Consider the following 20,921-nt stretch of genomic DNA (forward strand, 5'->3'; position numbering starts at 1 on the left):
GGATTTGTTCAGGTTATGGATTCATCCGGGTAAATGTATTTTTCAATTCATCTGGGTTAGCCTTTAGCATCACCTCGCTGAATCCAAAGGTTATTTCTGTTTTTCCCTGTGCCAACTGCTCAAATACAGATTCGATAAAAGCGCTCACCGGGGGTGCAGAGTCATGAAGGCCTTTTCCTCCCAGATCCGTATTGAGGGCGGGCGGTATCAACTCGATGACTTCGATGTTTTGAGCCTTTAGTAAATGTCGGAGTGAAAGGGTAAAAGAGTGAAAAAATGCTTTTGTGGCAGAGTAAACCGGTACTTTGGTAAGCGGTACAAATGACAATCCTGAAGTTACATTTACTATCGTTTGGAGTGAGTCCAGCTTCATGAATAGTGTCGACAGGTGAATGGGGGCTTCTACATTGATTGAAATTTCTGCTTTTGCCCGCTCATAGAAGTTGTCCTCTGTGGGGTTCATCCATTGCTGTATGCCTGCATTATTAATCAACACATTTACATCTTGATGGTTTTCAGCTATCCAGTCAAATAGGGAAACTCTTTCGCTTTCCGATTCCAGATCGCAGACCCGGGTAATGACAGACGGGAATGCGTCTGCAACAGCTTGTAGTGCCGAAGCGCGCCTTCCGCAAATGATGACCGTATTATTTTCTTCAATAAACCTTTGCGTAAGGCCCAATCCAATCCCTGTTGCGCCTCCGGTAATTAGTATCTTGTTGTTTGAAAGGTTCATGTTGAATGGGTTTTTGTGTTTATCAGTAGCTGAAAAGTATATCAATCAATTTTCATCAGTGGCTCCCCGACAATCATTCCCAGGGAGATGAGAAACTTGTCGGCTTCCAGGACGGTTTTCTGGTAATTTTGCAGATGTTTAAAGTTAAAAAAACCGTGTCCTTCACCCTCATACAAATGCAAATCGCATCTGCTGCCAACCTTTTCCATGACAGTTTTATAGTAGGCAACGGTTTCTACGGGAATCAGTTTATCTTTTGTTCCAAGGAAAATAATCGTAGGGGGAGCACCTGCGACAATGTTGTGAAGCGGGGAAAAATCCTTGTATTGATCCTGGATCCGCTCATATCCATATCCTCCCGGGCCATTGTCAATCACAGGGTTAAAAAGTACCAAAGCATTTGGCACACAACTCATGGATAAATCGTCGCCCGGGTCATTATAAGAGGTGACCAACGCTGTAGCGGCAGCCAGATGGCCGCCCGCCGAACCACCCGATGCGATAATCTTTTCCGGATCGATATGATATTTCTCCGCATGACTTCTGACAAAGCGGATGGCAGATTTGGCATCCTCCAACGATTGGAAGGGGGTAGTTTGCTGACGGGATTTTACCCGGTAGTCAGCCAGAAAACAGACAACTCCCCGTTTTGAAAAATATTCTGCATGTGGCGCAAATTGCTCTGTACTTCCGCCATTCCATCCACCACCGAAGAAAAAAACCATGGCCGTAAGGTTTTGCCCGGAATCAAAATCTGGTGGGAAAATGACATCCATATACAGCGCAGTGGTATCAATCTGCCTGTACAGGACGCGAGTCTGTGAAAACCCTGATAAGCCCCACAGAAGCAGGGCTATCAGAGGTAAAGAAATTTGTTTCGTCATAATTACAGACTATATATTCCTGTCAGGGATATTTACTTGTCTTTATCAGAATATAAGCTCGATCGCGTCAATATTCGCAATGACTTTGCTCCGGTCGCTTTCGTTGTGGAAAATCAGGTAGATATCGTGTTTACCTGTATTGGGTTTAATCATGACCGGGTAAGTGATAAACGCGCTCTGGGGTTTGTTGTAGGACCATTTGGTTTTTCCCAAAATTTCCCCGTCGCGGCTATCCATGCGTATTTCGACTTCTCCTTCGTAAGGATAGTTACCGCGGAACTGCGCCATGATGTTGACTTTTTTCAAGCCATCAAGGTCCTGGTCCTTATACATAATAAAACGTCCATCGGTAATGTCTCCGAGCAGTTTTACATCGCGGGAATTGCCCGTCGTGATCCCATTGCTCATACCGTCGTTGTCTTCAGCTTCCAGTCGGGGATATTTCAACACCACACGTGCACGGGACATGATCGGCTGGATGGCGCCTTGTCCTTTGTCCTGATAACTGGCCATCAGAATGTACGATCCCTGTGTTTTGTTTTTAGTATGTTCTGACAACAGAATATTGCCCTTAACCGGCAGGTTGGCGGCTTCTGATTTGGCCGGGCCTGCGTGAAGGCTGAGGATATAGGAAACCATTTCGCCCACTTGTTTTCTATTGAGCTGTGGGTGTGCAGACATCATTCTTTCTCCCCATACGCCAGAACCACCATTGATCACTTTACTGACCAGATAGCTGGTGTCTTTCAGCGAATATTTTTCTGCGACCGACTCATAACTGGGGCCATTTACCTGCTCATTTACGGCGTGGCAGGCTTTACAGTCAGATGCGTCAATCAGTTGGCGGCCTTTGGGTAGGGTAGGTTGTACCTGATGCCCCTGAGAAACGGTTGTAATATCCTGTCCCTCCGGAATATAGGTGAGTGTAACCGTTACATCCTCCGGAGCAATGGACCCATTTTCGGTACTCCCATCTTCTTTGTCATTGACTATTACTTTGTAGTCGAGTTTGCGTCCGTCCCAGTAATACTCATTGCTGCCGGTGATTTCGATTTGTACCGAAGGCGGTTCATTACCAGCCATAATTTCCATTGTCGTACTGGCCTTTTCTCCTGAGGGATCGGTAACCCTGAGCGTTATCTCATACACACCTTCTTTATCAAAGGTAAATGAAGGGTTTTCTTCTTTTGATTGTACCACTGCGCTATTGAAAAACCATTCGTAGGTAAGCGCGTCACCGTCAAAATCTTCAGATGCTTCTCCGGAAAAATTTACGGTCAATGGCAAACCACCAATCTGTTTGTCGGCGGTGATTCTAGCGAGTGGCGAACGATTTCCACTTTTGTATTCTATCCGGGACAGCCTTGCATCATAGTTTTGAGCAAACCACTTTTCTCCATATTCCAAAATATACAAACTTCCATCCGGGCTGAATACCATATCCATGGGGTTCGAAAAATCAGAGCTGGCCATAAATGGTTCTGCTTTTTCAAAATTGGACGAATCATCAAGCGTTACGATGTATATCCATCCGCGAATCCATTCGTAGAAAAATACCTTTCCTTCAAAATAATCGGGAAAGAGGTGAGGCGCACCTTTAAAGTTGCTGGCGTGGAAGATCGGTCCCGCCATAGGGTTTTTTCCGCCGATACCTACCCATGGAAATTCATTGGATTTATCGTAGGAGTACCAGATCATCGATTTCTGGATAGGCGGTAGATTTTTAATCCCTGTGTTGTTGGGAGAATTGTTGACCGGGTGTTCGGGATCAAACTTCTGGCCCGAAACATTAGTTTCAAAATCATAATCAATATAAGCCTGGTTGTTGCCACGGGTATAAGGCCATCCCCAGAAGCCAGCATGTCTCGCCTGGTCAAGCTCATCCAATCCTTTAGGGCCTCGGGTTTCATCGTCTTTACCGGCATCGGGCCCAACATCTCCCCAATAGAGATAACCGGTTTTTGAATCCAGCGAAATACGGAAGGGGTTCCGGCAGCCCATGACAAAAATTTCAGGTCTTGTGCCTTCTGTTCCCGGAGGAAAAAGATTTCCTTCCGGAATGGTATAGGTTCCGTCTGCTTGTGGGGTGATGCGAAGTATTTTCCCTCTCAGGTCGTTTGCGTTGCCTGCCGATCTTTGTGCATCCCAGGCACTGCGGCCTTCACGTTCGTCGATAGGGTCAAAACCATTGGATGCAAAAGGATTGGTATTGTCACCCACCGAAATATAGAGGTTGCCATCGGGACCAAACTCCAGCGAACCTGCCGAATGGCAGCATTCATCGCGCTGAACAGTAATTTCCAGCAACACTTTCTCTGAGCCGGTATCGAGATTCTGCCCATCAAATACGAATCGTGAAACATGCTGTTTGGGGATGTCCACATCCGGAGAATAAAACAGGTAAATCCAATGGTTTTCACTGTATTTGGGGTCTACCGCAATCCCCAGCAGGCCATCTTCATGGAGTTTGTGCACAGGAAGCTCTATAATAGTTCGCATAGAATCGGCTACAGGGTCAAACATTTTCAGCGCGCCTTTTCTTTCTACCATCAGGACTTTTCCATCGGGTAGCACATCTATTTCCATTGGTTCATTCAGGTTTTGGGCGAGTATGGTACGGGAAAACCTGTTTTCCAGTGGAACCCTGTCGGAGTGAGCCAGGGCATAATTTCTTTTGTTTTTTCCAATCGCATACTGAATGCCACCCAAGAGATGCTGGAGGTACATTTCTTCCTGATAAGCTTCATCTGTATGACCAAACTCTGTGTAAAAAGCGCGCCCTCCGTCAAATTCGTGGTACCAGGCCATCGGGTGAAATTCGCCCATTTTCCCTCCTTCGTAGGAGGATTCGTCTATCTTCACCAGGACATGAACGTCTTCGTTAAAGTTTTTAAAATTGTACCATTCGTCTGTTCTTGTCCATTCGTCGGGCAGCATTTTGGTGGACGCATGGTTTTTATCAACGACTACCAGTTTTGCTTCTTGTATTTTGGGGTGACTCTCAAAATATGCACCCACCAGTTTATTGTACCAGGGCCATTCATATTCGGTGTCAGTGGCTGCATGGATACCTACAAATCCGCCACCTGCCTGGATATATCGCTCAAAATCAGCTTGTTGATAGTAGTCTAATACGTCTTGTGTGGTATTAAGAAATATTACCGCGGAAAAATCCTTTAGATTTTCATCTGTAAAAATGGAAGCGTCTTCGGTAGCCACTACCTCATATCCCTGGGAAATGCCCAGTTTTTCAATAGCCTTTACCCCAGCTTCGATGGAGCTGTGTCGAAACCCTTTGGTTTTTGAAAATACCAGCAGCTTTACTTTTCCTCCGCCGGAATCACAGGACCAGGTGAAGGTGATGACCGAAAAAATTAAAATCAGTCGAGTCAAAATGGATCTCATAGTTTGTCAGTTTAAACGTAGTTACGTAGTCAGTTTCCGAAATTACCTATATTTCGCGATGTCTGCCAACTAGGGCGCGGGAATATAAGAAAAAGCCATTCAAATACTTGTTGAAATGGTTTTCGCGGAAATATACTGGTAACTATTGGTATAGATTTTACCGCTTCGGTACAATGGTATCCTGGGTTGATTCCGTGGCAGAATCCTTTACGAGGCTTTCAGGTGGGACGTCTGGGTTTGGAATGGGATCCTGGGTGGTGGCAGACGGAGAACCTGATTTATCAGAGCTGGCATTGGTTACCGTCGCCGTGGTTTTTGCCTGTGTTTTTGCACAGTCAAGGTTGAGGGTGTAATCTTCGGGGGCGGTAAATTTCCCCCTTTTTACCCCGGTTTTCGAATCATTATAGACCATTTGCATATACTGGCCAAAGATGGGGAGTGCCGTGCGCCCGCCCTGGCCGTTGGCGTTTTCGAAGTGTACTTTCATATTTTCGGCACCTACCCAAACGCCTGTAACAAGTGCCGGGGTAATACCAATATACCAGCCATCGGCATAATTGGTCGAGGTACCCGTTTTTCCGCCTATCTCATTGTTATTGCAAATACCGTAGCTGTACAGTCTGCGGGAAGTGCCGCCGGGCTCTTCGACTGACCCACGAAGCATAAAGACCATACTGTATGCGTCGTGCTTACTGATGGCTTTTTGGGGTTTTGGCTTAAAGACTGCGATCTCTTCGTCGTCATATCCAATAATGCGATCTACCAGACGGGTCTGACACAATCGGCCTTCATTGCAAAATGCAGTATAAGCACGGGTAAGCTCAAGGAGAGACACCGAGCTTGGTCCCAGCCCGATAGAAAGCGTTTCGTCCAGGTCGCTTTCAATTCCCAGCTTGCGGGCCATTTTGATGACTTCATCCGGGCCGATTTGCTCAGTCACCTGGGCGGCAATGGTATTGACGCTTTTTGCCATGGCCGACCGCATGGTCATTTCTTTGTTGGTGAATACCTCGTCTGAGTTTTGGGGGTCCCAGACTTCTTCTTTTCCGTCATTTTCGGTCAGAAAAGAAACCTGCTTGTCGGTAAACATACTGCACGGTTCGAGGTCATTTTGAAGAGCTGCTGCATACAAAATCGCCTTAAACGTGCTCCCTGCCTGTCTTTTGGCCTGATCCACATGGTCGTACTGAAACCAGTTCCAGTTTGTGCCCCCAACCCATGCTTTGACAGCCCCTGTGGTTGGCTCTATGCTGACCAGTCCGCAGTGCATCATCTGAGCAATATGTTTGATCGAGTCCACCGAAGATATCCAGACTTTCCGTTCATTATTCTGAAAAAAAAGGCTTCTCCGCGCAGGTTTGTTCATCTCTTTCAGTGCTTCTTCTTTGGTCTTTCCGCTGGCGACCAGCCGTTGATAAGTATCAGACTGCTCGATCAGGGATTGTAGAAAAACCTCCGTAGGCATGGGCGGGAGTTCCGGTTTTTTTTGTCCTTTTGGAGGCGGGTTTTCTTTCAGATAATCTTTTTTCTCCTGTTCTATCTTGCTGTCAAACCAGTATTTATAGCCACCAAACCCGGACTCAAAACTGCGCTGAATAGTGGTCATATTTTGCTTCACAGATGTTTCTGCGTAGCGTTGCATGCGACTGTCTATGGTCGTGTAGATTTTTAGCCCGTCAGTATAGAGGTTGTAGTTATTTTCTTCGCACCATTCGGTAAGTTCCCTCACCAGTGCCGCCCGGAAGTAGGGCGCGACGGTTTTTTCTTTAGCGATTTCCCTGATTTTCAGTCGAATGGGTCTTTTTTCGGCTTTGGCTTTTTCTTCAGGCTGTAGGTAGCCATATTTTTCCATTTGAGAGAGGACAACATTTCGCCTTTCGAGCGCCAGTTCCGGATTTCTTCGTGGATTGTAGAGGCTGGGGCCTTTCAGCATTCCGATAAGAAGGGCAGACTCCTCCACTTTCAGGTCAGCCGGTTGTTTGGAAAAATAATATTCACTGGCAATTTGGAGGCCGTGGGAATTGTTGCCAAAATCCACTGCGTTGAGGTAGAGGGTAATGATTTCTTCTTTTTCGAGGAAAAACTCAATTTTTAGCGCAGTATTCCACTCTTTCAGTTTGGCTACGATGGTATTGACGACAGGAATAAGCCCCAGCAGTCCCCCCGAACTGGTTCGGCGGGTATTGTAAATATTTTTGACCAGTTGCTGCGTAATGGTACTGCCTCCGCGTTTGCTTCCGCTTACAGTGGAAAATACCGCACCAAACAGGGCGTAGATATCGAGTCCCGAGTGTTGATAAAAGCGAATGTCTTCTGTTGCAATGAGTGCGTCCAGGGTCTGCGGGTTGATTTCTTCAAAAGTTACGGGTTTTCTCCGCACGATATAAAAACTGCCCATGAGTTGGTTGTCGGCAGAATATATTTCTGTGGGGAGCGACACACGCGGGTTGATCACATCGCGCATGCTGGGCAGGTAACCAAACAGCCAGAGGAAATTGATTTCCATGGCCACTACAAAAAGCACAATACAGATTACGCCTGTATAGCCGACACGCAGAATTTTTTTCCCGAAACTGGCTTCCTTAAAGTCTTTTCGGTTAAATATCGAATAGAACCAGAGTTTTTGCCATGCCTTTCTGAGCTTTTTGAGCCCGATAGCCAGGACAGCAAAAAGCGACAGCCAGGTACTTTTTCTGGATACAAAAGCCAGTGCGCGTTGAAAAAATTCCAGCATAAACCAGGTCTTCCAAAATTTATGCTAAATATAGATGGAAAAATTGAGGTTTTCAGATTTTGCCTAGAGGAGAATTTTTGCCAGCTGACTAAAATGATTGATCGGCTTTTTCTGGCTTTTTAATCAATTTTTTAGGTTAAAATCCAATATGCCGCAGGAAATTCCGGTCGTAGATTCTATGCAAATTTGTATCCTAACGCACCTATTTTGTAGTGGCGGAATGATCTGTTGTTTTGCTGAAGGTTAGAAACCGCTGATTAATCAGTATTACTGCTCTTTCAAATCTCTCCTCCCAGCTTCCGGTAATGGTGTCAAAGGCGATACCCCGGGCATTGAGGGTATTTTGGTGGAAAAGGTCGAGCTCGTTTCTTCGCTCGCGATCCAGTCTTGTTCCGTCCTGTACAAATGGTGCATCTGGTCCTAGATAGAGCCATAAATCAAACCGGTTGGCTTCTTCAATGTAATCGGTGGTGGATAAGTCTGTACCGAATAAATACCTGGAATACGACCGGGTTGTGTTCACATCTGTATCGGAAAACAATAACCGGTTTGCCAGTTTCTGTTTTTCTTCAATCATCTGCGCATGCCGAAATGCGGTTTCTTGCAGCAGTTCTGGCGTGCAGATTTCTGTCCGGGGAATAATCTCTCTGCCTGCTTCGGGTACAAATACGGTCTGATAGTGTTGTGCCAATCGTTCCGTAATCGTGGTTTTTCCCGTGGATTCGGACCCGCAGATGCATATTTTTTTGACAAAAAAGGGTTGGGCCGGTTTGCTGAGATAATCCCAGTAAAACAGCGGATTGGAGAGAATCTGACTCGCTGAGATGGGCGCTTTTTCCCTGCCTGAGTCATAACTTCTGTGGTGACATTGCAGAAAACCGGCGAGGTAATCGCCATAAGGCTCAGAACTAAAGACTATATCTATGGGTACAGGCATAATCTGCCTGATTTTATCTGCCCAGATTTTTGAAACTTCCTTTGATGAAACAGAGGTATTGGGCAATTCCTGTTCATCATAATGAAGCAACACGGGGACTGCCCGTGGATTGTTGGCGTAAGCCGCTTTTACCCACTGCAGCCTGATATCCCCGCTGATAGATTCGGTCTGAGAAGCACATATCAGAATATAAAGCCTGTCACAGTGATTCAATCCAAAATCAATAAGCCCAAGATGTCCCCGGTGGAGGGGGTGAAATTTTCCTAAAACCAAACCAGCCATCATCAGATACCAGCGATTATGAGTTTCCGTGTATAAATAAAATAAGCCCCGAAAATATAAATATTTCACGGGGCTGCGACAAGTTATCGTTTGGGGTTAGGCTGCTCTCAGGTCTGCGAGTTCTTTCAGCAGATTTTTTTCCTTCTCAGAGAGGTGATGTGGAATTTTAGCCTGAAGTGTCACATACAGATTGCCTGACTTTGTTTTTTTCTCATTTTCGGGTAAACCTTTTCCCGCAATTTTTATGGTTTTTCCAGGCTCTGTTTCTGGTTGAACCTGAATCCGGATTAATCCTCCCGGAGTGGGAATTTCCACTTTCCCCCCCAGCATAAGGGTATAAATATTAACCTTTGTCTCGGTTTTCAGGTCAAATCCTTCGATCTGAAAATTGGGGTGAGGTTCTATTTTTATCTGAATATAGAGATCTCCTGCCGGTCCCCCGTTGACGCCTGGGCCTCCTTTACCTGTGAGCCGGAGCGTTTTCCCGTCTGTCGTACCGGGTTTTATTTTAATCCTCAGGTTTTGGCCATTTACTTCAAATGTGCGATGGCTTCCGTTGAATGCCTCTTCCAGGGTAATGGGAAGTTGGGCCTGGTAGTCATTTCCTTTTTGGGTAAAAGGTTTGCGACCGCCCTGATTCGTTCTGCCAAAGGGATTGTTGCCTCCAAACATCTGGTAGAAAAAGTCAGAAAATCCTCTGTCATCCGTAAAAAACTCATTGGGATCACCCTGATAGGTATAATAAGTGCCTCCACCGGTACCTGCATTTCCAGCGCCGCTATTGCCTTCTTCTGCGTATTTCCAATTGGCACCATACTGGTCATATTTCTTGCGTTTTTCCTTGTCGCTCAACACTTCATACGCCTCGGATATTTCTTTAAAGCGGTTTTCAGCTGCTTTATTGTCCGGGTTTTTATCAGGGTGATTGATCTTTGCCAGCTTGCGGTAGGCTTTTTTGATCTCATCCTGCGAGGCCGTTTTCCCGATGCCGAGTATTTTGTAATAATCTTTAAATTCCATGACTGTGTTTATTGAAAAAAAGGGCCAGGAGAAGAACTCTTCCACCTGACCCTCCATAAGACCTCACTTATGAACCCCACTACTCTTTAGTCGTACATAAAACGCCCTAGGCGATTTCGATTTCTTTTGGTGCTTTTACCTTCGCTTCTTCCCTTTTGGGGAGTGTCAGGTGGAGCACACCATCTGTGTATTTTGCTTCGATCTTTTCACTGTTTACTGTTTCAGGCAGGCGGAAAGAACGGCTGAAAGCACTGTAGCTGAATTCTTTGCGGGTATAAGTTCCGTCTTCAGCAGTCTCTTCGTTTTTGTTCTCTTTGGAAGACGAAATGGTCAGAACATGGTTGTCGAGATTTACTTTAAAGTCTTCTTTTGCCATGCCGGGAGCTGCAAGTTCCAGCGAGAAGTTTTCGTCAGTTTCTTTGATATTGACAGCTGGTTGTGGGCTGGCGAAACCAGTATTTGTATCCAGCCAGTCATTTCTCAGAAAATCATCCCATAAAGTAGTTGGGAAAAACAGGTTTCTTTTTACAAGTGTCATAATGTTATCCTCCTTTTTGTTTGTTGTTTATCTGTGTTTATATAAGGAAATAAACAACTCCTGTACCGTGAGCCATTTTGAGGCAAATTGGCGTTTGTAAAGCGAGGTTGCTGACAGTATGGCTTGTTTTGTTGAGCTTATTATGACAAAGTGGCCGGTAGTGATATGGTTTCCTCAATCTTACCAGTCGATCTTGTAGAAAAATAGTGGCAGGAAGCCCAGTTGATACTCCTCTCTGATGGGGTTCCCGCTTGGATGATCGGGTGCATAGGTGAGCGTAAGGATATTTTTTATATTTAATACATTCACCAGATCGATCGAAAATTCATGGGTAACTTTCGGTCTGTTCCACCTGTAGGATGCTTTTCCATCTACCCTGAAATAAGGTCGGAACTGTTGTGTGTTGACCTTGTCATCCTGATAAATAATCTCCAGTTCTCTCGCTGAGGCGACTTCATCCACCGGGCCGTACCATCTGCCACCTACAGTCGTAACTTTTGCTCCAAGCTGAAAAGCAGAGGTTTCGTTGATAGTGAATTCCTTGGCAACCAGTCCGTTAAAAGCATAACGTCCGTTGAACGAGGTGTTGCGCAATACGCCGTCGCTGCCGGTATATTTGGCATCAAACACAGATCCGGTAAGTAAGAAATAATATCCCTTGCTGAAAAACTTCTCAATGGTAAGCTCTACCCCAAAATTTCTGCCTGTTCCTTCATTGACAAGGGTGTCGGGAAAAAACCTGGAAAAACCAGCACCGCTGTTGACCAGTGAAAATGAACTGGAACGCAATTCGACGGGAACCTGATACAGATACTGATAATAGGTCTCTGCTTTCAGCCTCATATTTTTGGCTAATGTCCAGTCATAGCTCAATACGGCATGTATGCTTTTGGTCAGGCCCATGTCGAGGTTTTGTTCCTGGGGATCGCGACCTTTTGTTTCATAGCCAAAGAAATACAGATAGGGCGACTGAATCTGCGAATGTAAACCTGTACCAAAACTCAGCCTTTTGCCTTCTGCCAGTTCGTAGGAAAGCCCAAGTCTGGGTTCGATCGGACTGAAGCTGTTTTTATTGAGACTCCAGTACAAACTGGTAATACCTGCTGTGAGTGATAATTTTTCACCGACTTTCGCTTTGTATTGCGCAAAAGGTTGTATCAATGCTGCCCCCTGATTGGCGTCCCATCGGATTCTCCAGGGATCGAGTGTCGGATTTGCGCCGGGATTGACAACCCTGACACTGTCGATATAGTTCATATGATACCAGTCTGCATTTACACCGAGCTTCAGGTTGTGGCCGGGTTTGATTCTTTTGTTGAAATGAAAATAGGCGGAATATTTAGTCTCATCATAGGTATAGTCGAGAATTTCGGGAAGTGAGTCAACCACAAACTTTCCGGCCTCCACATGGCGAAAGATCTGTTCGTGGTGGGAGGTAGCTACCGATTTGGAAACTGCTACGCTGGTTTTGATATAGGTATCAATATTGATAGGGTGGGTGTATGAAGCTGCGATAATACCTGTATTGGTCCCAAAGTATTGATCCCGGTCATTGGAGCCAAATATCAGGGTTGAAGAGTCTGGTGCGACCTGGTCACTTAAGATAATGTCGATATTACTGAGCCCTCCGATTCCCCAGATGGATATTGTGCCGCCACTTTTTTGTGGGAGATTAATACGAAATGAGCCGTCCTGATACTGTGGAATGGCATCGGTACCTACATTAATACCCATAAAACTGAAAAGTCCCAATGTAGAGTAGCGGTAGGTAGCGAGGTAAGATGCGCCAGTTTTTTTAGAGATAGGTCCTTCAGCCATAAGCTCTGTACCGAGGAAACCCAGTTGCCCGCTAAATTCGTGTTTTTCGTTATTGCCATTTCGCATCTTGAGATCAAAAACGCCTGCAATTCCGTTGCCGTATTCGGAGGGAAACGCCCCGGTGAAAAAGTCAGAGTTGGCGAGAAATTTATTATTGAGAATAGTAACGGGCCCGCCGCCTGTGCCGGGGATTGCAAAGTGATTGGGGTTTGGGATATTGATTCCATCCAGCCGCCAGAGTACACCCTGGGGGGAATTACCCCTGATGACAATATCGTTGCGGCTGTCGTCTGCCCCCTGCACACCGGCATAGTTGGAGGCCATACGGGCGGGTTCCCCACGGCTGCCTGCATAGAGGTTGGTTTCCACTACAGAAAATTGACGGGCACTTACGAATGCGAGATCGTTGCCGACTTCTCCATTTCTTCGTGCGACCAATACGACCGTATCGGAGGTTACGCCGGAGGATTCCATGCTGATGTTGAGAATGACCTCTTTGGCAGAAGTAACCTCAATGTTGTTGAGAACTACCCGCTCGTAGCCGATATAGCTAAAAACAAACGCCTGACGCCCTACCGGTACACCTGTGAGGCGAAACTCCCCGTTCTCGTCAGTATATGCACCGATTCCTCCGCTTCCTTCTCCCTGAATCAGGATGGCCGTAACACCGGCAAGGGGATATTGAGACTCCGAATCCATGACTTTTCCTCGTACAGTTTGGGTCAGGGTCTGGCCATACGCGTATTGCGCAAAAAACAGAACCCAGAAACCCAGTCGATAAATGAGTGTTCTTACTTGCATAATCGTTCAGTTAATCGTAGGTGAAAAGCTAATAATAGGAGAGAACCTGTATTGGGGAAGTGCTGATTGATGGCAAGTTAGACACATTCATACTCCCAAAAAATGAATTTTCCTTTTATACTTCCATTAAAACAGGGCTTTTCCCAAAACCTTTAAATGTAAATGTCGCCATTTGCAAAAATTGCAAATGTAAAAATACCCGCAGCAAGGTTTTTGTGTCTTTTGCAAAAAAAAGGGGCGAACCGGACTGTTTTTAATAAAAATTTTGAGGCTGAAAATCGTGATTCCTGAAAAAAACAAATCCCCGATCTGAGACGTAGCCTGAGATCGGGGATTTAAAATAGATGTACCAGAAAAACATCATGTGTTGGGTGCCGGATCGTTTTTCATAATCGCTGCCAGAATGAGCGCGATAATAGCTGCACCAGCCGCAGCCATCACCAGCCCGACCGGAATAGCGATATAAGGCACCATCATTTTTTCTGTAATGCCCATGGCCATATCAATGGCTTCCTCTGTCATTGCAGGATTTTCTTCCATTTTCATGCGCGTAAACTCCAGCACTTTCTCCGTGGTGTCAGGAGCAATCACAGAAGTGTAAATCTGATTGATAATGAGCGAAATCGTGCTGGCGAGAAAACTGGTAACAAAACCCAGGCTAAACCCTTTGTTGAAGGTCATAAATCCCTGGTTCAGGCTTTTATATTCTCTAAAAGTGAGAACCAAACCACCGATAGTGATTACCCAGGAAAGCAGACTGAGGGCAGTATTGTCAAATTGATTGGTGGCAAGCAGGACAATGCCGTACGCAGCCGCTGCGATACCAATGATAGGGCCGTATTTTAATGCTGTTGGTCTGATAGGTGTAAATTCCATAGTAGTTAAAAATTTAGTTGTCTTTTTTCACAGTAAGTCTTCTTGTATTATCATCAGGTTTGCGGTCAATGAGTTTGTTGTAGGGGTCAAATCCTACTTTTGTAGGTTTTTCGTCCACCCAAACAATCAATGTATCCACTGACTGAGTGATTTTTTGCTTTTCAAAGTAGAGTGTTTTTTCCTCCCATTTCCCGTCAACTTTCTCTCTCGCAAAAACACCCACATCAATATAGTCATTTAAGGGAATTTCAGTCTCTTCGCCTTTCCCATTGTCCCGGATTTTTTTCGCTTCTATGGCTATAGAGACTTTGTACCGACCGTTTTCTTCAGCGTAGGTAGCATCTTTTACCTGGTTGTCAAACAAGGTAATAGTTTCAAACATATCGGTTAGCACATATTTCAGCGAGTCGGGCGTAACGGCCTCCACATATTGTTTCCATTCCTTTGTAGTCGTATAAGGCGGATTCTGGAACTTCACTTTAGATACATAGCGTTTCATCGCAGCATTGAGTGAATCTTCTCCTATATAATCTTTCAGAGCATACATGATGACGCTGCCTTTGTTGTAATGAATATACAACTGGTTTTCTGAAAGCAATGCCGGTAGCTCTTCTTTTCGCTCGGAGGTACGGTTCCGGAGATAACTTTCCATTTCGTACTTCAGATATTTCTGAATATTCTCCTGGCCAAATTCTTTCTCCATCACCATGATTGCAGAGTATTGAGACATCGTTTCAGACAAAAACTGGAATCCCTGCACGGCACCTCCGATTACCTGGTGGGCCCACCACTGATGCCCCAGCTCATGCGCCGTAATATAAAACGGATAGTCCACATCGTCTTCATCCACATCTGCAATAAAACCTATCGCCTCAGAGTAGGGGATGGTATTGGCAAATGACTGAGCAAACCCTGCATATCGGGGAAACTCCAGAATCCGAACCTGCCGGTGCTGGTAGGGGCCAAAGTTTTCGGTATAGTAAGCCAGCGATTTTTTCATCGCATCCATCATCCGGTCCAGGTTATAGTCGTGGGGTTTATGATAATAGATTTCCAGATTGATCTCCCGGCCATCGGGCGCCTGCCATACATCGCGTTTGACTTCGTAGCGGGCTGAAACGATGCTGTAAAAATTGACCATCTTCGAATCCATTTTGTAATGGAAATAGCGTCTGCCATTTTCCTCCCATTCCTTTTGAAGATAACCGGGAACAACAGCAATCTGGTCAGGATCGGTACTCACGGTCGCCTCAAAGTCAATCCAGTCAGCATCCTGTGCAATGAGTGTATAATTGATGGCAACCGTATCGTCAATCGAAGGGAATCTCGCTCTTTCCCCCAGGCCATATTTTTCACGAATTTCTGTATCTCCCAACTCAAAGTTTCGGTTGTACCCGATGGAAGGAAAATACCCGTGGTTGAAGAAGGTGCCGTTGTAAACCAGGCTGGTATTGGAACCAGAATTGGGGAAGCCGTTGATTTCGTATTTTTGCTCAAAATCCATAATCAGGGAATCTCCGGGCAACAACGGATTCTGCAATTTGTAGATGCGATAACCAAAATCCTCATCAATCAAGGCCTCTTCAAAAGGACGATTGAAAACTAGTTTGGAATACTCCTGATCACTGTCAATATTGAGGTGAAGAGAGTCAATCGCTACTTTTGTTTTGTTGATCAGCACATAACTTCCCGAGGCGTTAAAAGCTCTTTTTTTCGGGAAAAGATCAATATTGAGTTTGATGGCAGTGATTTTGGGTTGGGGAATGCCGTCGTATTTTTTGTACTTTTTCTCAAAATCGGCCAGCGATTTTTCCCGCTCTTCGGAGTTGGTAAACTCGTTCAGCACATTGGTATTGTAGTAGATATAGCTTCCCATGCCGATGAATATCGCAAGACCCAAAGCTAGCGTAGCCAATGAACCTCCGGTAAAGTTTTGCCGGAGAAGGTTTATCCGTGCCTTCATACTGGATTCTGTACCGCGCTGCCAAAGCAGATTCGTCAGTAATCCCAGCACGATAAAAAATCCACCCCAATAGAGTTTGAAGGCAAAATAGGGCCACGTAAAATGGCCGTAGCCGTTCATATCTGAATAGGCAAGCCCGGGGTCGGAATACATTTGCAGCATATTGTGCTCGATATTGAGCAACCCGAGGCCGAGGGAGTTAAACATATACACCAGCACCACCACAAAAAATCCCACATACTTGTTGTTGACCAGGGTCTGGATAAAAAATGCGAGAACGGTGATATATACATAGTCAATAAACCGGTAACCAAATAGCGTCTTCAGGTATAGCCCGATCTCAAAGCGGAAATACTGCTGTACGGCCTGAATAATTACCCCCGCAACCATAATTACGGTCAGCAGCAGGAGGACAATTCCGAGCATAGAGAGCAGTTTTGATATAAAACTCAGCCAGTTGGGTACCGGCAGGGCATCGTACAATTCATTCATGCTCACTCCTCTTTCCTTCCAGATCAATTCGCCCGAATAGAAGATAATGATGGCGACCATAAACAGGTGGAAGTTGGAATTGAGCAGATTGAGTATCTGATAAGTAACCGGCAATGTCGCGGTGCCAAAAACCTGCCCGGAAACGGTTCCTGCAAACGCCGCGGAGACCACCATCATCAGCACACCGATACTTGCGATAGCGATAAATATGGGGCTGATGAGTATTCCCCGGAACTCACGTTTTGCCAGCAGCCAGAGTTGTGAAAGGTAGCGGTTTAGTCCAAACTCCTGGGTAACAGGTGGCAATTCGACCGCTTCGATGGGCTCAATGATTTCGGTTTCTGTGGCAATGATTTGCGGTGCTGGAGAAGGCGTTGCCGATTTTTTCTTTCCTGTGTCAAATGCCTGGGTAAATGGGAATTTGAGATAGGTGATGACTCCCAGTCCGGCTGTTACGCTCATCCATAACAGGAGGTTGAGGCCTGTTTTGGCGGTAAGTGGCAGCAAAAGGCTATTTTTTTCTACCACTGTCCAGTATTCGGTTTCTTTGAGGAAAGCTACGCCCGTCGATGGGTCGAGAACAGAAGCCATGAGGTCATTGTCGAGCTGGTTGGAGAGGTTGGATGCGAAAGAAAACAGCACCAGAATAATCACAGCATTGAGATAGATCAGCAACTGATTGCGAGTCAGGGCGACGGAGCCAAAGAAAATCGTTCCACTAAAAAGCGTATAGGGAATAATGGACATCAGGTAGGGGTTGAAATAATTCATAAACCTGAAGGGTCCGATTTTGGAAGCCTCCACATAGGGCATAAGTGTGGAGATGTAAAAACCAATTCCCATCATAAACATGGCGGCGATGGCAAAAACCATGGAACCCGCATATCTGCCACCGAGGTAGTCTAGTTTGGTAATGGGTTTGGTAAAAAACAGTGGATGCGCATCGTATTCAAAGTCGCGGTAAATGGGTACGCCCATAAAAGCAGCAATCACAAACGTGCCAAACAACTGCCCGAAGGAAATCATATATTGATGCAGGTTGTAAGGCGAATTGGCAAAATTTTTCCCGCCGCCTGTGAGAGAGTTGGCGACAGAAAGTTCCAATCCTCCGGCCATGAGGCTTCCCAGGCCCCAGCCCAGGAGCAGCATAATAGCGAAATAGACATAAGTTGCCGGTCTTTTGAGCCGGTACTTCAGTTCAAAGAGGAATATATATTTAAACATAGGATTTTTCCAGGTTGAAATGGAGGATGAAATGACTATCCGGCAATCGCGTTAGGCAGTGCATCTCCGGTTTTGATATGGAGGAAATACACATCTTCCAGATCTGGAGCAACACTTTCAAAATCAGCACCCGGATTCGATTCGGAGAAAACCCGTACCCGGAGTTTTCCGGCTGCGTGGCGGGTGGAGATGACTTTATATTTTTCAGAAATTGCCGTTAGCATTTCAGGTTCGGCAACGGTCTGCCATACCTTTCCTTTGATTTTTGCGATGAGGTCGGCGGGCACACCAGCCAGTACCACTTCTCCTTTGAAGATAATGGCCATATTGCGGCAGAGGTCGCTTACGTCTTCCACGATGTGAGTGGATAGGATGACGATGATATTTTCACCGATTTCGCTGAGCAGGTTGTGGAAGCGGTGGCGTTCGGCGGGGTCGAGCCCTGCGGTAGGCTCATCCACGATGATGAGTTTGGGGTTGCCGAGGAGAGCCTGGGCGATGCCGAAGCGCTGTTTCATCCCGCCCGAAAATTTGCCCAGCATCTTTTTGCGGTCGTTGTAGAGGTTGGTCTGGTGGAGGAGGGCTTCGACGATGGATTTCCGTTCGCGGGAATTGTGAATGCCTTTGAGGGTAGCGAAGTGGTCGAGCATTTCTTCCGCTGACACGCGGGGATAGATACCAAAAGACTGAGGGAGATACCCGAGCACTTTGCGGACTTCCTTTTTATCGTTGAGGAGATCGAGGTCGTCGAGGAAAGCCGAGCCGCTGTCTGCCTCCTGAAGCGTAGCGAGCGTACGCATGAGGGTGGACTTTCCTGCGCCGTTGGGACCAAGCAGGCCAAACATGCCGGTAGATATTTCGAGGCTTACCCCTTTGAGTGCCTGGGTGCCGTTGGGGTAGGTTTTGGTGAGACCGTTGATTTCGAGTTGCATGAGGAGAATCTTCTTTTGTCAGATTAGTAGCGGCAAGGTAAAAAAAATTACGGTTACTCTACAGATGCAGGGATTTCTTCTGCGAATGGAGGGGTTGGGTCGGTGAAATGTATATTCGTAAATTAGGTGTATAAATAATAATCCAAACATGAGAACAAATATTGTCATAAACCCTCAGCTAATGGAGGAAGCCATGAAAATCAGCGGATTGACTACTAAAAAAGCTGTGGTGGAAGAAGCCCTGAAATTATTTGTCCAGATGCAGCACCAAAAAGCATTGCTGAACCTGAGGGGAAAATTGAAGTGGGAAGGAGATCTTACATAACGACCGCGATTTTGATCCAATGGCGGATTATTTGGGTTTGAAGGTTTTTTAATTTTTGATATTTAAATCAGCGATTCTGCCCGTGGCAGATTTAATCCTTAAGCTTTGCGTTGAGGCGCAGCCTGACCTCGGAGAGGTCTTATGTACCTATGGCATCTTCGTCTCCGATGGAGTCTACGATTTGTAGAAAGTGAGCGGATCTTTTGATTTTTTCCCCTTTGCGTTGCGCCGATGGCGGGTCGAGAGAATAGGTTTCTCTCCCGAAGGGATCTTTTCGGCCTTCCCGGGGATCTGCGACCTTACAGTCGGATCAATAACTCAAGCTGGCCGCCGAGGCCGACTTCAACAATTCGCTGAAGGGTTGAAAGCCGCACTTCTTTTAAGTTATTTTCGATTTTGGAAATATACCCTTTGTTAGTGCCACACCGTCGGGCAAGTTCCTCCTGCGTCAGGCCTTTTTCCCGACGGGCTTGTTGAATCAAAAAGCCAATTTTAAAATTTTCATACCCCTGCTCAAACTTGTCGCGTTTGGCAGTTCCTTTTTCGCCGTATTGTTCGTCAATAAATTGGTCAAGGGTTTTTAACGAAGCCGATTTTTTCTGCATATTTTTCTATTTTAATCCGAAAAATATCATTCCCCTGATGAAGTCTGCAAGGTAGATTTTATACAAAAAAAGAAAAGTTGTCCGAATAAGCAACTTCCTTTGGGTGAATAGATTTTATAAACTTATCCCGCCAAATTTAAAATTTATTTTTAAATTTGGCGGGATGGAGGTAATAAGCAGACATATTTCAATAGCTCTTCGCCAGCGACTGCTGGATTTTCCGGTTGTGGCGATCACCGGTCCACGCCAGGCGGGCAAAACCACCCTGGCCCGCACCCTGATGGCTGAAATGGGCAAACCGTCGGTTTATCTCGACCTCGAACTGCCCTCCGATCTGAATAAACTTACCAACGCTGAACTCTTTTTGCAGGAACACGAAGACAAACTCGTAGTCATAGACGAAGTGCAGAGGAAACCGGAACTATTTCCCCTTTTACGTGCCTTGGTTGATCAAAGAAGAGTGCCGGGGCGATTCCTGATACTGGGATCGGCTTCGCCGGAACTTCTTCGCCAAAGCTCAGAAACCCTTGCCGGGCGCATCTCCTATCTGGAATTGCACCCATTCAATATCCGGGAGCTTCCCCAACCAGATTTTCGCACACACTGGCTACGTGGTGGTTTCCCTCCTGCCTTGCTGGCTTCATCCGATAAATCTGCCTTTCAGTGGCTGGAAGATTTTAGCATTACATTTATTGAGCGCGACCTCCCGCAGTTTGGTTTGAATGCTCCCTCTCAGACGCTGCAAAATCTGTTGCTTATGCTTACAGGTTTTCACGGCGGGATTCTCAACCAAAGTACCCTCGCCAATTCGCTGGGGCTTTCGGTGCCTACGGTCAAACGTTACCTCGAATATATCGAACGCGCGTACTTCATTCGTTTTTTACTGCCCTGGTATGCCAATATCGGTAAGCGGTTGGTAAAATCTCCTAAAGTATATTTTCGGGATAGTGGCGTTTTGCATTATTTTGCCGGGATTTCGGACTTATCCCACCTTCTCGGTAATAAGATTGCAGGTGCTTCCTGGGAAGGATATGTGATACAACAGGTACTGGCCAATTTGCCATCAAGGGTGTTGCCCTTTTTCTACCGCACCAAAGATGGTTCAGAGCTGGATATGGTGCTTGTAAAAGGAAATCAGCCGTGGATCAGCCTGGAAATAAAATTTACCGACACCCCCTCTCTGAGTAAAGGAAATCATATAGCTTTTGCCGATGTAGGTGCGCCACTCAATCTCATTATTACCCCAACTGGAGGAGATTACCCGCTGGCAGATAATATCCGTGTTTGTGACTTGGCGAGTATGTGGAAATATATCCATCATTCATAGCGCGGGGTATCCATAGCGCGGG

General features: G+C 45.9%; 14 protein-coding genes. 2 read left to right on the top strand and 12 right to left on the bottom strand.

The genetic code is table 11. From position 1 onward, the window contains the following. Positions 1 to 13 precede the first annotated feature (13 nt). From R3D00_09290 to R3D00_09340, 11 genes are all read right to left on the bottom strand, one after another. On the bottom strand, positions 14 to 736 hold the full coding sequence (locus R3D00_09290) for an SDR family NAD(P)-dependent oxidoreductase (protein MEZ4773365.1): 723 nt from the start codon (positions 734 to 736) through the stop codon (positions 14 to 16). A 41-nt stretch (positions 737 to 777) separates the two neighbouring features. Beyond that, positions 778 to 1,620 (bottom strand): alpha/beta hydrolase, encoded by an 843-nt coding sequence (locus tag R3D00_09295; protein MEZ4773366.1) that lies wholly within the window; start codon positions 1,618 to 1,620, stop codon positions 778 to 780. Positions 1,621 to 1,665: 45 nt separating this feature from the next. Next, positions 1,666 to 5,025, bottom strand: coding sequence for a ThuA domain-containing protein (locus R3D00_09300; protein MEZ4773367.1), 3,360 nt, complete (start codon positions 5,023 to 5,025; stop codon positions 1,666 to 1,668). Between the two features lie 157 nt (positions 5,026 to 5,182). Beyond that, positions 5,183 to 7,759: a transglycosylase domain-containing protein gene (locus R3D00_09305; protein MEZ4773368.1), complete on the bottom strand. Its 2,577-nt coding sequence runs from the start codon at positions 7,757 to 7,759 to the stop codon at positions 5,183 to 5,185. A gap of 202 nt (positions 7,760 to 7,961) precedes the next feature. Beyond that, complete coding sequence (locus R3D00_09310) at positions 7,962 to 8,981, bottom strand: AAA family ATPase (GenBank protein MEZ4773369.1); 1,020 nt, start codon at positions 8,979 to 8,981, stop codon at positions 7,962 to 7,964. A 93-nt stretch (positions 8,982 to 9,074) separates the two neighbouring features. Then, complete coding sequence (locus tag R3D00_09315) at positions 9,075 to 9,998, bottom strand: J domain-containing protein (GenBank protein MEZ4773370.1); 924 nt, start codon at positions 9,996 to 9,998, stop codon at positions 9,075 to 9,077. 106 nt (positions 9,999 to 10,104) lie between these two features. After that, on the bottom strand, positions 10,105 to 10,536 hold the full coding sequence (locus tag R3D00_09320) for an Hsp20/alpha crystallin family protein (protein MEZ4773371.1): 432 nt from the start codon (positions 10,534 to 10,536) through the stop codon (positions 10,105 to 10,107). 180 nt (positions 10,537 to 10,716) lie between these two features. Then, on the bottom strand, positions 10,717 to 13,155 hold the full coding sequence (locus tag R3D00_09325) for a TonB-dependent receptor (protein MEZ4773372.1): 2,439 nt from the start codon (positions 13,153 to 13,155) through the stop codon (positions 10,717 to 10,719). A 360-nt stretch (positions 13,156 to 13,515) separates the two neighbouring features. Continuing rightward, positions 13,516 to 14,031: a DUF4199 domain-containing protein gene (locus R3D00_09330; protein ID MEZ4773373.1), complete on the bottom strand. Its 516-nt coding sequence runs from the start codon at positions 14,029 to 14,031 to the stop codon at positions 13,516 to 13,518. A gap of 13 nt (positions 14,032 to 14,044) precedes the next feature. Continuing rightward, on the bottom strand, positions 14,045 to 17,710 hold the full coding sequence (locus tag R3D00_09335; GenBank protein ID MEZ4773374.1) for a M1 family aminopeptidase: 3,666 nt from the start codon (positions 17,708 to 17,710) through the stop codon (positions 14,045 to 14,047). 35 nt (positions 17,711 to 17,745) lie between these two features. Further along, the gene (locus tag R3D00_09340; protein MEZ4773375.1) at positions 17,746 to 18,642 is read right to left on the bottom strand and encodes an ABC transporter ATP-binding protein; all 897 of its coding nucleotides are present in this window, start codon (positions 18,640 to 18,642) and stop codon (positions 17,746 to 17,748) included. Positions 18,643 to 18,790: 148 nt separating this feature from the next. Between R3D00_09340 and R3D00_09345 the strand changes: the two genes are divergently transcribed. Beyond that, on the top strand, positions 18,791 to 18,967 hold the full coding sequence (locus R3D00_09345) for a type II toxin-antitoxin system VapB family antitoxin (protein MEZ4773376.1): 177 nt from the start codon (positions 18,791 to 18,793) through the stop codon (positions 18,965 to 18,967). Between the two features lie 299 nt (positions 18,968 to 19,266). On the opposite strand, the gene R3D00_09350 is transcribed toward R3D00_09345, so the two are convergent. Then, positions 19,267 to 19,572: a helix-turn-helix transcriptional regulator gene (locus tag R3D00_09350; protein ID MEZ4773377.1), complete on the bottom strand. Its 306-nt coding sequence runs from the start codon at positions 19,570 to 19,572 to the stop codon at positions 19,267 to 19,269. Positions 19,573 to 19,735: 163 nt separating this feature from the next. Between R3D00_09350 and R3D00_09355 the strand changes: the two genes are divergently transcribed. Then, positions 19,736 to 20,899 carry an ATP-binding protein gene (locus R3D00_09355; protein MEZ4773378.1) on the top strand — a complete coding sequence of 388 codons (1,164 nt, stop codon included), beginning with the start codon at positions 19,736 to 19,738 and terminating at the stop codon, positions 20,897 to 20,899. Positions 20,900 to 20,921 lie beyond the last annotated feature (22 nt).

The sequence above is a fragment of the Bacteroidia bacterium genome, assembly GCA_041391665.1.
Classification (GTDB): Bacteria; Bacteroidota; Bacteroidia; order J057; family J057; genus JAGQVA01.